A 13,321-nucleotide genomic window follows, 5' to 3' on the forward strand; every position below is an offset into this window, starting at 1 on the left:
CTGTCCTCTACCATCAGAAGTGACCGGGAGGGCACCATGACACTCGAACCCAAATCCCCACGCCGGGCGAAGGCGCCTGAAACGCCGCAGTCAACCCCTGTCGCTGTGCCAGCGAGCGTTGCGCGGCAGGACCAGTTGCCTACGGAGCATCTGTTCCGGGCGCCAGGGCTGCAACGGCAGCGAGCACAGCCAGCGCTAACGGCTTCGGCACTGCTTCAAGCTGACCAGCATCACGGTCTACTTCAGAGGCAGGCTTTCACCGAGCGGGTGCAGGCGGCGCCGGCCCTCGTCTCAGCGGAAGCGGTGCCTGTCAGGCCCCATACACCGGCCGAGTGGGTCACGGTGATGCGGTATCAGGCCCAGCAGACTGAAGGCAGGTCGCTCTCGCCCCGGGAATGGAGCGGGTGGACGGCCCTGCAGCGGCAGGTGGCGAGCCAGCTGGGGCAGGCATATCGGCAGAGCCCTGAACTGGCCCCGGCCCGGCAGGCGAGCATGGCCGAGCACCTCGCCCAACTTCACCGCCATCCCCTCAGTGCGCCAGTGGCCCGTGTGACACTGGGCCTGCTTCCGCCATCAGAACGCCCGGCCGTGCAGCGCGCTCTGGACGCCGCCCTGGCCCGTATGGAGACCGAGCAGGCCACGCAGGCTGGAGAGGCCCTGCAGCGCCAGCTGGCCGAACTGGACGCCCACAGCGCGCAACCAGCCTTGGCGCGGATTCAGGCGCGGCGGGGCAGCGGCAACCCCCTTCCCGAAGCGGTGCAGCGCCACCTGGAACAGGGCCTGAACCACGACCTGAGCCGCGTGCGCGTGCACACCGACGCCGAGGCCCATCTGCTCGCCAAGAGCGTGAATGCTCTGGCCTTTACCAGTGGCACCGATATTTACTTTCAGGCTGGACAGTACGAGCCCAACACACAAACGGGGCTGGAGCTGCTGGCACACGAGGCCACACACGCGGTGCAGCAGATGCAGGGGCAGGTGGGCCCCGGCATAGACCCGGACCCCGGGCTGGAAGCACAGGCACAGGCTATGGGCCAGCGGGTGGCGGCCATGCCCCGGCAGGCCATTCGCCGGGCTGGTCCTTTGCAGGCCGGCACGGTGCAAGGCCCTGGTGCGGTGCAGCGTTTGGCGGCCCCAACTCCTTCCCGGCGCTGGCAGCAGGCCCACGCTTTTGGTGGGCAACTGACGGGCACGGCAGGGAACGTCGAGTTGACCATCACCTCACTTCAGGTGATTGGCAAGGGTGTGGTGGTGGGACAGTTCACGGCAGCCAACGGGTCAGGTCGAATAGACGGCTTCATGGACAGCAAGGGCAATGTGTACTGGACTGCCCGGTACCAGGAAGGCACCTTGAAAGGGAAGATGCGAAAATTCCACGGCCGGGTGGAGCAGGATGAAAAAGGCGTGCCGGTACGCGTGTTGGGAACATGGTTGGGCCAGAACGCGCAGGGGAAGCCGGCCACTTATCAATTGAAGGCGGCGTATCAGGAGCCGCAAGCCGCTGAACCAGACAGCGCGGCGCCTCAGGGTGGAGAAGCTGGCGGTCAGGGCATTTATCCAGTTCCAGCGTCAATTAAACTCCCCAATGGGGCAGTTTTGAAGCTCAATCCTGGCGACTTCAGTGCGACTGGCTCGTTTGCCACCACCACTGCTTCATCGGGGGAAGTTCGGTTCTCACCTCAACCGACGGGTCTTACCGAAGCGGTGACTCGGCAATGGCTGGCCGATGTGAAGGGCTTGAAGCCCAATGAAGTCCAGACGGCGCGTCCTTGGACAGCTGCAGAGTTTCTGGCACAAGGTTGGGATTACAGTGATGGGCAGAAGCCGCTTCGCTATGCCTCTGGACTCTATCAAGTCCATACTGGCTGGGATCTTAATACCACCAAGGAAAACGTCGCCGGTGGCTCTATGGCCAAAGCCGCTGCGGATGGGATTGTGTGGTTTAAAGACAAAACGGGGATGGGCAATACCATCGTCCTTTATCACCCTCAGTTTAAGCGGCATACCCGTTACGGCCATCTCAAAGATTTGGGGCCTTTGAAGGTAGGGCAGATTGTGAAGGCTGGCCAAGGGTTGGCTGTCATTGGCAATACAGGTACCAAAGGGCCCCATCTGCATTTTGACGTGATCAAAAAATATGTAGCAGCGGAGATGTGGAACGGGGCTGTCAATGCGCCAGGGATGACTCAACAGAAAATCAATCAATATGTCAAAGATCATTACGAAGATCCGATGGCTTTCTTCGCGCGCGTAGGCATTGTCCCGCCGGGTGCAACAGCTGAACTTGTTAAGCGTGAGGGAAGCCAAACTCAGAGCGGGGCCTTGCGACTTAACCCTGCGTTCTTGAATGCTGCAATAACAGCGCTGTTGAAGCTGCCACAAGCGCAGCGGCCTACCGAAGCCCTCGTACGTTCCACTGTGCCGAAACTATTGGAGACAGCTATTCAGGCGGGCATGACTGATCCACGAGAGATTGCCATGCTCCTGGCGAATGTGTCGCAGGAGTCAAAATTCGATCCCTCAACCACGGAAAGCCTGTACTACACTAAGCCGTCAGGATTGATGAACTTCTCGTATTTCCAGAAGAACCCTCAGCTTATTCCACAATACCTGCGTAATCCAGAAGCTCTTGCCAATGTGGTTTATGCAAATCGCCTTGGTAATGGTTCTGTTCAGTCAGGCGATGGGTGGAAGTATATTGGCCGTGGCTTGATCCAACCTACTGGGAGGGCCAACTATGCAAAATGGAATGTTATCTTCCGGGACAACGGCTGGAAAGTGAACGGCCAGTATCCAGATTTTGTGGCCAATCCCCAACTGGCCCAGCATCCGGACGCATCGTATAAAATTGCTGTCTACGGCGTTAGGGATGGTATCTTCACTGAGACGGTTCCTCTGCAGGAGGTCATGAAGAAGTTACCCGCTCAGCCAAGTGTGAATCAGTTTGCGTCCCTTCGGCAACAGTATGTGGGCCTTCATGGTGTGCAAGATGTTGGGCGAAACAGCTTGACTATTCTTCAAGCTCTACAGGGAATCCCGGCAACTATCCCCAAATGATTATGCGATCACTGCCTAAAAAAAGCTGTACCACGATGCTTTTCTTGTTTGTAACGCTAGGATCCTGTGCCGGCGCTTTTGGCCTGTTTGCCTCAACTTATTCGGAGTCAAAATTCCTGAATTCGAGTTTTTGTCGCAAGCTAAAATGTGATGCTCTTCCGGTCTATACATTGGGCGACAAGTATTCACACGAGTCCCAGATGTTCAGGATTTTCACCTACGATCTGCGCTCAGAGTTAGTCTCTGGTGCTCAGCTCCTGCTGAGGGTCAATTCGGGGGGCAGAGTTGATACCGCGAAGTTGTCATTCTATTTATCGGCCAGAGATGAAAAATCCGCAGTGTCGCTAATGACGGATGCCTGGTCAGCTCTTGTGGGTGTGCCCAAGAATTCCACTCTTCAATGCTTAGGTGATTTGAAAAATCCACATCGCGGTTCTTTAAAAATCTCAGACCCCTATATGGGCACATGTTCTATCAAAAACACTGTCTCTGATGGAAAAAAGATTGAATTCGTCGTGCAGAGGGGTCCATAATTCATAGCTACCGCAGTCCCAACCCCCCGAATCCGAAGGCTACGTTCTTCCTCTTCCCAATCCAATAACATTTCCCCTGCGCAGTCCTAATATCATCCAGCTGGAGAATGCCTAAAGAGCCCGGTCCATACGTGGTTCCTAGAAGATCGGCGACATAATTATTTCGCTTCAGGCTGGCCACACAGTCGGACAATTTTTGACCATTCGCCTGTCCACCGGCCAGATCCTCCATCCAGTTGGCGACCACAGCCAACTGCCGTGCTGTCCAGCGGTCTTGCAGCCTCACGGGGAAAAAGGCGATCTGACTCAGGTCCAATTGTTGGTTGTAGATACCGAGGTCATAAGCCAGATAGAACTTGTCCTGCCCACGGCGAACAAGCAGCACTTTTCCACCGGGCAGTAATTGTTCGCCGTGGCTTTTGAGCAGAGTTGCAGGACTGACTGCTGTACAGCCACCGGTACAGACCCGATTGATCCAGGCTTGAAGGCCCTTCATCGTCAGGGGAGTGTATGTAGACTCCTGGGCCTGAACACAACCGCCCATGAGGATGGCCAGAGCGGCTGTGGGCTGCCATAGACGCTGAAACATGGCCGCAGCGTAAGGCTTCAAAATGAGTCTTCACGCCGGCGGCGCCACTTCCAGTTCACTTGCCAGTTCGGCCAGGAACGCGCGCATGGTCAGGGTGCGGCGCCGGGCCTCGGCCTGCCCGGGCAGGGTGCGGAAGGTGCCGTCCAGCCGCAGCAACTTGGTAAAGAAGTGGTCCACGGTGTAGGTCAGGTCGTCGGGCTCGCGGGCCTGAGCCCAGGGGTCTTCGGGGTGCAGCAGGGCGCGGCCCAGTTGGCCCCCCACGCCCGCCACCCGCAGCACGCCCAGTGCGCCCAGAGCGTCCAGACGGTCGGCGTCCTGCAGCGCGGCGCCCAGGGCCGTCTGGGGCACGGCGCCGCGCGAAAAGCTGTGGTCGCGCACGGCCAGGGCCACCTCTTCGGTCTCAAAGGCGGTAAAGCCCAGCCCCGGCAGGTGCCCGCGCACCGCCTGGGCGCTACGTTCGCTGGCCTGGGCGCGCTCCGGGTGGTTCTTGGGCAGGTTCACCACATCGTGCGTGAGGGCCGCTGCCACCGCCAGCACCGCCGGTTCAGCGGGGGCGCAGCGCATGGTCCAGCGCGCCACCCGCGCCAGGTGCCCCTCGTCGTGGGCGGCGTCGGCGTGCATGTGGGCCTGCACCCAGCGCCACACACCGGGCAGCCGGGGATCGTGGGCCAGCAGTGGGGCCAGGGGCGAGGTCAAGCGCTCTCCAGCGCCAGTCGTGCGTGCGCAAGGTGATGGCGCAGGTGCCAGTCGTGTTTGGCAGTCAGGCGCCACAGGTCCTGTTCGCCCTCGGCGGGGTGCAGGACCCGGCGGGTCAGGTGGGCGGGGTCCACACCGGCCAGCAGCGCCAGCCAGCGCCCGTTGACTGCGTCCAGCAGCGCCAGGGCGTCGGCCACCGGCAGCGCCGCGTCGGGCAGGGTCAGCCACGCGTCCTGGTCAAACGGCTGAATCACGTAGTCCGGGGTGGTCAGGCCATAGTGAAGACGGTTCAGGCCGTGCAGGTGGGCGTCGGCCACGTGGTGGGCCAGCTGGTGCACGGTCCAGCCGCCCGGGCGGTAGGTGCGGGCCAGGTCGGCGGCCGGGCGCCCCGCCAGCAGGGTGTGCCACTCGGCTGTGGCCTGGGCCAGCCGCGTGCGCGTGGCCTGCAGCCCCGTCAGGGTCCGGTCGGGTTCGGGGATGGGGCCAAGCGGAAACTGTCGCGCGGGGTCCGTCATGCCCCGCAGTATGCCCCCAGTGGGGGAATAGCGATTTTATGAGAATGGGTGAGAAAGCTCACGCCCCGTCAGCTCGGCGTAAGTGGTGGGTGACGGCCCGCTGCCTACGCTGGGGGCATGACTGCCGCCGCTGCCGGGTCCCCTTCCATCTTGATCGTGGATGACAGCCCGGGGCTGCTGCAGACCATGAGCGCCATGCTTCGGCCGCACCTGCCCGTGACCCTGGCCGACAGTGGGCGCGCCGCTCTGGACAGCGTGACCGCTGACACGGCCCTGGTGCTCACCGACGTGCGCATGCCCGGCATGAGCGGCATCGAACTGGCCGAGCAGCTGCGCCGCCGCCACCCTAAGCTGCCGGTGATGTTTATGACGGGCGTGGTGGAAGAGGAGCTGCGCGCCCAGGCCAAGGCGCTGGGGGTATGTGAGGTGCTGCGCAAGCCCCTGCGCGCCGAGCGGCTGCTGCCCACCCTGAAGGGCTGGCTGGGCAGCGAAGCGTTTCAGGCTGACCAGACGCCCGCTGCGCCGGCCCCCGCGCCCGCCGCGCCCCCGGCGGTGGACGAAGCGGCCGAGCGCCTGAAACTCGCCGAGGACGCCAGCAGCCTGCTGGCCGGTCTGGGGGTGCTGCCCGGGGTCAGCGCGGCGGCGGTACTGGACGGGCGCGGCGCCTTGCTGGGCACCACCACCAGCGTCAGCGCGGAAATCCTTGCCTACGTGCGCTTTCTGTTCAACGGGGCCCGCACCCTCTCGCCGCATCTGGCGCAGCCGGGGCCGCTGCGGGCGGTGCATGTGGAGTTTCAGGAGCAGGTGCTGGTGCTCTGCCCGGTGCCGGGCGGCCTGAGCGCGATTCTGGTGCGCGACACCCCCACCGCCAGCAGCGTCAAGGCGTGGTTGCGCCAGCGCCTGAACTGACAGCGGTCTACAGAGGGGTGGGGGAGACGGCCCGGCCACCGTTCTGGGGCGAACGAGGTGCGGCGCCGGGCAGCGGTGTGGGCGGGCTGGAAGGGCGGCGCTCTGGCCCCAGTGTGAATGGGCGGCTGCTGTGAGGGGCCCCTGGCGCCGCGCTACAGTACCCCCATGCTGACCCTGGCCGAACTGGCCCGCCTGCGCCCCGCGCCCCCGGATGTGGCGGCTGAGACTGTGGCCCTCGCCGGGCAGGGTGGGCCGGGCCTGCTGGTGCCCGCCGAGTTTGAAGAAGCCTTTTACCGTGGCGGTAACCTGCCCGAGCAGCTGCGCCGCCTGTTTGCCCCCATCCGGCCCGCGCGCATAGATGAGGACGCCCTGGAGCCTCTAACCGAGCAGGCGCAGGCCCTGATTCGCACCACCTACCTGATGGACGATGCGGTGCAGAGCTTTTACCGGTCGCTGGCCCGCGCAGGTCTGCCCCAGACGGTGCAGGTGCGCCGCCCCGACGAGACGACGGGCGAGGTCGCGGCCTGGACCCCGCCCGGCACAGCGGCGCTGCAGGCCCTCAAACGGCTGTGGGCGCGCGACTGGACCTTTGAAGCAGTGCTGGAGCGGTTGGATACGGCGGGCAGTGTGGCGCTGGAAGCCCGCTCGTCGCTGGTGCTGCCGGCGTTGGCACCGCGGTAAATCGCCAGGGACCCGCAACCCACATTGGGCATGCCCCATCCTCCCAACCTTTCTAAGTTGACTAAACCAATCGGATTAAGCGAAGATGAAGGTATGTTGCGTTCTGGTCCCCGTCGCTCCCTCGTTCTGGCTGGCCTGCTGGTCCTTCCTGCCGCTCTGGCAGCAAGCGTGTTTCCACTGGCGTTGAAGCACGACTTTGGCGCTGTGACCTTCTCAAAGACCCCCACCCGGGTGGTCACACTCAGCGAGGAGCAGGCCGAACTGCTGAGCGTGCTGGGGGTGCGGGCCCTGGGCTTTGGTTCAGGACGTATTGAGGGGCGCCTGGGGCAGCCGGCCCAGAACCTGACCACCCTGGCCAAGAGCAGCCTCAAAGAAGCGGTGTATGTGGGGGCCTACGACAAGCCCTCGGCGGAACTGCTGGCCGCCCTGAAGCCCGACCTGATTCTGATGGACGGGGGCGACAGCAGCCGCGCCACTTTTGAGGCCGTGCGGAAGTTTGCCCCCACCCTGGCCTACGACTACGACACCCTGCCCTGGCGGACCGCCCTGGGCGACCTGGGGCGCCTGTTTGGCAAGTCGGCCCAGGCCAGCCGTTACCTGCAGACCTACGACGCCCGGATCGCCGCCCTGAAAACCCAGCTGGCCCCGGTGGCCCGCACGGCACCCAACACCACGCTGCTGTACATGTATGAGCCCAATTCGGTCATGGTGCTGGGGCGGGGCTTTTCGTTCAGCCGGAATCTTTCCGTCCTGGGGCTGACCCTCAACACGCCCGCCGGCATTGACCCGAACATCAGCTTCAAGCAGCTCAATGCCGAGGAACTGCTGAGCCTGAAAACCGACCGCGTACTGATTCTGCGCCGCCTCACGAACGGTCAACTGGTGCCGCCCAACGCCACCGACACCGTGCTGCGCCGCCTGGGCAAACCGGTGTACACCTACCCCCTGGACCCGCAGGAAGCCGCCAGCGGGCCCCTGACCGACCTGAAACGCGCCGAGGCCCTGGCCAAACTGATCCGGCGCTAAAACAGGCCCGGGGCGGCCCCAGTGCCGTACCCTGCCAGGGTGAACCTTGACCAGCTGACCGCGCCAGGGGCCTATCCCGGCCTGACCCTGACCCTGCACGACGGCGGCATTCTGGAGATCGTTATCCAGAGTGAGAAAACCCTGAACTCGGTGGATGCCCGGGCGCACCGCGCCCTGACCACCGTGTGGCGCGACATTGACGACGCGGCCGACGTGCGCTGCGTGCTGATTCGTGGTGAGGGGCGGGGCTTTTCGTCTGGGGGCGACTTTACCCTGATTGAAGAGATGGCCGGTGACTTCACCGCGCTGGCCCGGGTATGGAAAGAAGCGCGCGACCTTGTGTACAACGTGATCAACTGCGGCAAACCCGTGGTGAGCGCCATTCATGGCCCCTGCGTGGGCGCCGGGCTGGCCGTGGCCCTGCTGGCCGACGTGAGTATTGCGGCCCGCAGTGCCCGGCTGCTGGACGGCCATGTGCGCCTGGGGGTGGCGGCTGGGGACCACGCCGCGATCATCTGGCCGCTGCTGTGCGGGCTGAACAAGGCCAAATACCTGTTGATGACCGGCGAAAGCGTGAGCGGCGAGGAAGCCGAGCGCATTGGGCTGGTGAGCCTGTGCGTGCCCGACGACGAGCTGCTGGACCGGGCCTGGGGGGTGGCGCGGCGACTGGCGGAAGGCAGCCCCACCGCTGTGCGCTGGACCAAGTACGCGCTGAACAACTGGCTGCGCGCCATGGGCCCCACCTTCGACGCCAGCCTCGCTCTGGAATTCCTGGGCTTTACGGGCCCCGACGTGCACGAGGGTCTGGCCAGCCTGCGCGAGAAGCGCGCGCCGAAGTTTCAGGACGACGCGCCGATCTGACAGCGGCGGCCGGTTCCACCCTGGATGCAAAAAGCGGCCCCCAATGCCGTGGGCACCACTGTCCTGCGCAGACACTCACTTCGTTCGCCCCAGAGCCATTGAGAGCAGGTTCCCTAAGCGGGGCAGACTTCTTAGGCCGCCTTGACCTGATTGCGGCCGGCGTGCTTGGCCGCATACAGGGCGTCATCGGCCCGTTTCAGCACGCTTTCCAGGCGCTCGCCGGGCAGGGCCTGCGCCACCCCCAGGCTGACCGTGACCTGCAGCACGCGGTCATAGGGCACGTCTGCCACGGCCGCGCGGATGCGTTCGGCCACGCCCTGCGCTTCGGCGGCCCCCGCGCCCGGCAGAATCACCAGAAACTCCTCGCCGCCCCAGCGCCCGAACAGGGTGCCCCGGCGCAGGGCCCCGGTTACGGCCGCCGCCGTGCGCCGCAGCACCTCGTCGCCGTAGTCGTGGCCGTGGGTGTCGTTGATCTGCTTGAAGCGGTCCAGGTCAAAGAGCACCACGCTCAGGGGCTCGCGGGCCTCGCGCTGCAGGTGTCCGCCCAGCCACAGCGCCAGCTGGCGCCGGTTCGCCACCCCGGTCAGGGCGTCCAGATATCCGGCGCGCGCCTCGCTCTGGGCGGCGGCCAGGGCGCCCACGTAGCGGCGCTGCAGCAGCCCGAACAGCACGAAGAAGCTGATAAAGGTGACGTGCGAGAGCAGTACCTGGACCAACAGCGCCGAGTTCGCCTGCTGGCTTTCGGCCAGCGCCTGTCCCCCCGACAGCCACAGGCCAAAAATGGTCGCCAGCGCGGCGAAGATCGCCACCGAGACCCCGGTGGCCACCCGCGCTGGAAACACCAGAAAGGCCACCACATAGGTCAGCGGCAGCCAGTAGGAATAGCTGCCCAGGCCCCTCACCATCTCCTCGACCAGCACCGCGTGCGCAAATTTGGCCACGCCGGTGACAGCCAGAATCGCCAGATGCAGCGCCCCCACCAGCACGTAGTGGCGCGCAAACACCTGCAGCCACAGCAAAAACAGCACGTTCTTGACCGTCAGCAGCGCCAGCCCGGTGGCCACGCTGGGGCCCCAGTTCAGCGGATAGGCCACCATCAGGCCAAAGGCCGAGGTGGCCAGCGACACGGCCACCACCGCCATCAGCGCCTGACGCCGGAACTGCTGTTCGTGCGCGGTGGGCTCGGGCAGGGCAGGCAGCGGCAGCATGATTCCCCGACGGTAGGGTGCTCCTCCTGACAGAAGCCTCGCGTCGACAGAGGTCAAGGCCGGGTGGGCGGCGCGCGGCCCCCTGTCCCCGCCTGGGGAACGCCCGCGCCCTTTCATGCTGACGCGCGTTATTGTGAGCCGAAAAACCATTCCACTGGAGGGACCACCCATGACCATGACCACCAAACCCCCCGTCCGTGTCGCCGTGACCGGCGCCGCTGGCCAGATCGGCTACAGCCTCCTGTTCCGCATTGCGGCGGGCGACATGCTGGGCAAGGACCAGCCCGTCATCCTGCAGCTGCTGGAAATCACCCCGGCCCTCAAGGCGCTGCAGGGCGTCGTGATGGAACTGCGCGACTGCGCTTTCCCCCTGCTGGCCGACATCGTGACCAGCGACGACCCCATGGTGGCCTTCAAGGACGCCGATTACGCCCTGCTGGTGGGCGCCATGCCCCGTAAGGCTGGCATGGAGCGCGGCGACCTGCTGGGGGCCAACGGCGGCATCTTCAAGCCCCAGGGCGAGGCCCTGAACGCCGTGGCCAGCCGGGACGTGAAGGTGCTGGTGGTGGGCAACCCCGCCAACACCAACGCCCTGATTGCCCAGCAGAACGCCCCGGACCTGAGGCCGGGGCAGTTCACGGCCATGGTGCGCCTGGACCACAACCGCGCCATTTCCCAGCTGGCCGAAAAGACCGGGCAGCCGGTCAGCGCCATCAAGAACCTCACCATCTGGGGCAACCACTCCTCCACCCAGTACCCCGACCTGTCCGCCGCCACCGTGAACGGTCAGCCCGCCCTGGATCAGGTGGACCGCGACTGGTACGAGAACAGCTATATCTCCACCGTGGCCAAGCGCGGCGCCGCCATCATCGAGGCCCGTGGCCTGAGCAGCGCTGCCAGTGCGGCCAGCGCGGCCATTGACCACATGCGCGACTGGGCGCTGGGCACCCCCGAGGGCGAGTGGGTCAGCATGGGCATTCCCAGCGACGGCAGCTACGGCGTGCCCGAGGGCCTGATCTACGGCTTCCCCGTGACCTGCAAGAACGGTCAGTACGAAATCGTGCAGGGCCTGGAGGTCAGCGAGTTCAGCCGGGGCAAGATGGACGCCACCGCCAAGGAACTGGAAGAAGAGCGCGACGACGTGCGCAAACTGGGTCTGGTGAAGTAACCGCAGAAGGCACATGGCGGATGGCAGATGGCCCGGGTGGCTGTCTGCCATCTGCCTTTTGCTCTGGGCCATCTGCCCGCTGACCCCCCGCTTGACGTGCAGTTCACTGCACGTTCCATGCTGGGAGGCAGGAGGTTCACCATGAATGCACGGACTGGGCAGGACTGGACGGAGACATTGGCCGCTCGCCACGAGGAGGCGCGCCGGGCCCGCTGGACGCGGCTGAGGTGGCCCGCGCTGCGCCTGCCGCGCTGGGAAATCACCCTGACCATACGGCGGCTGGCGTAGTGGACATCAGCGCCGCAAGTTTTCGCTCGGCGGTTCAGGGCCTGCGCGAAGCCCTGGTAGGCACCATGCCCGCTGAGCAGCGCGAACAGCTGGTGGTGATGTGTGGTGGCCCGGACGTCTTTGAGGCCCTGTTCGATCTGCGCGGGGTGGGCATTGGCCGCTTTGCCGCCCTGATGGGCCTGCCCACCACCACCGTGCGCCACCTGCTGCGCGAGGACCTGCTGCACCCCCTGCGCGTGAACGGCAAGTTCCGCTTTCTGCTGCCGAACGTGGCGGAATTGCGTGGTGTGCAGCAGTGGCAGGCGCTGGGGCTCACGCTGGAGGAGGTGCGCGCCTTTCTGCAGGGGCAGCGCCTGATTGGCCTCGCGGCGCAGGGGGGCCTGACCATGACCGTTCACCATCAGGCTGATCCGCCAGACCCCGAGGCGTTCACGCAACTCAAAGCCACAGTCCTCGCCCGCGTGCAGGCGGCCATTGCAGGCCTGGAAGAGAAGCACGCCACCCTGGGCCGGCAACTGGAACAGGCCCGCGCCCTGGCCGCCGCACTGGCCCAGCCGCCGGGCGACACGCCGGCCGACACGCCGGCCGTCTGACCGCCTTTATTCCACCTTCACGCTTGGCCTCCCCCATGATCCGCTCGGTCCCCCGGACGCATACAGGCTGGGTGGAGACGCAACAGCACCAGCCGCCGCCCAGCGCGTGTGGCGCGGGCCCCCTGTTGCCGGCACACGCCGACTTCCCTGCGTCCCGGAGGACAGACCATGAACGAAACCCGCTTTGATCGCCGTAAATTCCTGGGGGTGGCTGGGGCCACCGCCGCCACAGGGCTGCTGGCCGGCTGCGCGCCTGCGATGGGCATGGGCCAGACCCGCGCCAACCTGGACGCCACCATCTTCAACTTCGCCCTGAACCTGGAATACCTGGAAGCGGCGTTCTACCTGGCGGCCACCGGGCGCCTGCAGGAGCTGGACGCGGCGGGCGGCAACAGCAGCAAGGTGATTCTGCCGGCCGGCTTCACGGGCCGAAACGGCGACGGCGTGAAGTTCGCTTCCGGCGACGTGCGCGACTACGCCAACGAGATTGCCAGCGACGAACTGGCCCACGTGCGCGTGATCCGCAAGGTGCTGGGCGTGGGCGCCGTCTCGCAGCCCACGCTGGACCTGGGCCCGGCCTTTGCGGCGGCGGGTGCGGCGGCCTCGGGCGGGGCCATCACTGGCTTTAACCCCTTTGCCAACGACCTGTTCTTCCTGCACGGCGCCTTTATTTTCGAGGATGTGGGCGTCAGCGCCTACAAGGGCGCCGCACGCCTGCTGACCGATGCGGGCGCGGGCGGCAACCTGGAAAACGCGGCGGGTATTCTGGCGGTCGAGGCCTACCACGCGGGCATGATCCGCACCCTGCTGCACCAGCAGCGCAACACCGACGTGACCCCCACCCTGAAGGTGGCGGACGTGGTGCAGGCGATCAGCAACCTGCGCGACAGCGTGGACGGGCCGCTGGACCTGGACCAGGGCATCGTGGAGAAGGGCGCAGCCAACATCGTCCTGGCCGACACCAACGGCATTGCGTACAGCCGCACGCCCCGGCAGGTGGGCAACATCGTGTTCCTGGCCCCGAACGCGGCCAAGGGCGGTTTCTTCCCCGAGGGCCTCAGCGGCAACTTCAGCGCCATTCTGGCTCTGTAAGACAGGCGCAGAGCAGAACCTAGAGCCGCCCCGGGTTTTCCCGCAGCGGCTCTGGGATCAACGAAGCGGGTGTCCGCGAAACACAGCAGCCGCTGCCTTGAGGGA

Annotated in this window: 13 protein-coding genes; 9 read left to right on the plus strand and 4 right to left on the minus strand. The window is 65.2% G+C overall.

From position 1 onward, the window contains the following. Window positions 1-549 precede the first annotated feature (549 nt). On the plus strand, window positions 550-3,057 hold the full coding sequence (locus KMW22_RS07300) for an eCIS core domain-containing protein (protein WP_328774624.1): 2,508 nt from the start codon (window positions 550-552) through the stop codon (window positions 3,055-3,057). Window positions 3,058-3,597: 540 nt separating this feature from the next. Here KMW22_RS07300 and KMW22_RS07305 read toward each other — a convergent pair. From KMW22_RS07305 to KMW22_RS07315, 3 genes are all read right to left on the minus strand, one after another. Further along, on the minus strand, window positions 3,598-4,086 hold the full coding sequence (locus KMW22_RS07305) for a hypothetical protein (protein WP_221089377.1): 489 nt from the start codon (window positions 4,084-4,086) through the stop codon (window positions 3,598-3,600). A 123-nt stretch (window positions 4,087-4,209) separates the two neighbouring features. Further along, window positions 4,210-4,875 (minus strand): HD domain-containing protein, encoded by a 666-nt coding sequence (locus KMW22_RS07310; RefSeq protein ID WP_235692744.1) that lies wholly within the window; start codon window positions 4,873-4,875, stop codon window positions 4,210-4,212. Next, complete coding sequence (locus KMW22_RS07315) at window positions 4,872-5,390, minus strand: DinB family protein (RefSeq protein ID WP_221089378.1); 519 nt, start codon at window positions 5,388-5,390, stop codon at window positions 4,872-4,874. The genes KMW22_RS07310 and KMW22_RS07315 overlap by 4 nt, the downstream gene beginning before the upstream one ends. Before the next feature lie 117 nt (window positions 5,391-5,507). Here KMW22_RS07315 and KMW22_RS07320 point away from each other — a divergent pair, with 117 nt between their 5' ends. The 4 genes from KMW22_RS07320 (at window position 5,508) to KMW22_RS07335 (ending at window position 8,867) form a co-directional block, all read left to right on the plus strand. Then, window positions 5,508-6,299, plus strand: coding sequence for a response regulator (locus KMW22_RS07320; RefSeq protein WP_221089379.1), 792 nt, complete (start codon window positions 5,508-5,510; stop codon window positions 6,297-6,299). A gap of 165 nt (window positions 6,300-6,464) precedes the next feature. Further along, window positions 6,465-6,980, plus strand: a complete 516-nt coding sequence (locus KMW22_RS07325) for a hypothetical protein (protein ID WP_221089380.1) — start codon at window positions 6,465-6,467, stop codon at window positions 6,978-6,980. Window positions 6,981-7,184: 204 nt separating this feature from the next. Continuing rightward, window positions 7,185-8,006, plus strand: coding sequence for an ABC transporter substrate-binding protein (locus tag KMW22_RS07330; protein WP_221089381.1), 822 nt, complete (start codon window positions 7,185-7,187; stop codon window positions 8,004-8,006). 39 nt (window positions 8,007-8,045) lie between these two features. Further along, entirely contained in the window at window positions 8,046-8,867 is an 822-nt protein-coding gene (locus KMW22_RS07335) for an enoyl-CoA hydratase/isomerase family protein (RefSeq protein WP_221089382.1), read from the plus strand. Window positions 8,868-8,998: 131 nt separating this feature from the next. Here the strand turns inward: KMW22_RS07335 and KMW22_RS07340 are convergent, their stop codons facing one another. Next, window positions 8,999-10,075, minus strand: coding sequence for a GGDEF domain-containing protein (locus tag KMW22_RS07340; protein WP_221089383.1), 1,077 nt, complete (start codon window positions 10,073-10,075; stop codon window positions 8,999-9,001). A 175-nt stretch (window positions 10,076-10,250) separates the two neighbouring features. Here KMW22_RS07340 and KMW22_RS07345 point away from each other — a divergent pair, with 175 nt between their 5' ends. From KMW22_RS07345 to KMW22_RS07360, 4 genes are all read left to right on the plus strand, one after another. Then, the gene (locus KMW22_RS07345; RefSeq protein ID WP_221089384.1) at window positions 10,251-11,243 is read left to right on the plus strand and encodes a malate dehydrogenase; all 993 of its coding nucleotides are present in this window, start codon (window positions 10,251-10,253) and stop codon (window positions 11,241-11,243) included. A gap of 141 nt (window positions 11,244-11,384) precedes the next feature. Continuing rightward, entirely contained in the window at window positions 11,385-11,531 is a 147-nt protein-coding gene (locus tag KMW22_RS07350; RefSeq protein ID WP_221089385.1) for a hypothetical protein, read from the plus strand. Next, complete coding sequence (locus KMW22_RS07355; RefSeq protein ID WP_221089386.1) at window positions 11,531-12,124, plus strand: helix-turn-helix domain-containing protein; 594 nt, start codon at window positions 11,531-11,533, stop codon at window positions 12,122-12,124. Before KMW22_RS07350 ends, KMW22_RS07355 begins: the two co-directional genes overlap by 1 nt. A gap of 168 nt (window positions 12,125-12,292) precedes the next feature. Next, window positions 12,293-13,216, plus strand: a complete 924-nt coding sequence (locus KMW22_RS07360; protein ID WP_221089387.1) for a ferritin-like domain-containing protein — start codon at window positions 12,293-12,295, stop codon at window positions 13,214-13,216. Window positions 13,217-13,321 lie beyond the last annotated feature (105 nt).

This window comes from Deinococcus aquaedulcis, from assembly GCF_019693445.1.
GTDB lineage: Bacteria > Deinococcota > Deinococci > Deinococcales > Deinococcaceae > Deinococcus > Deinococcus aquaedulcis.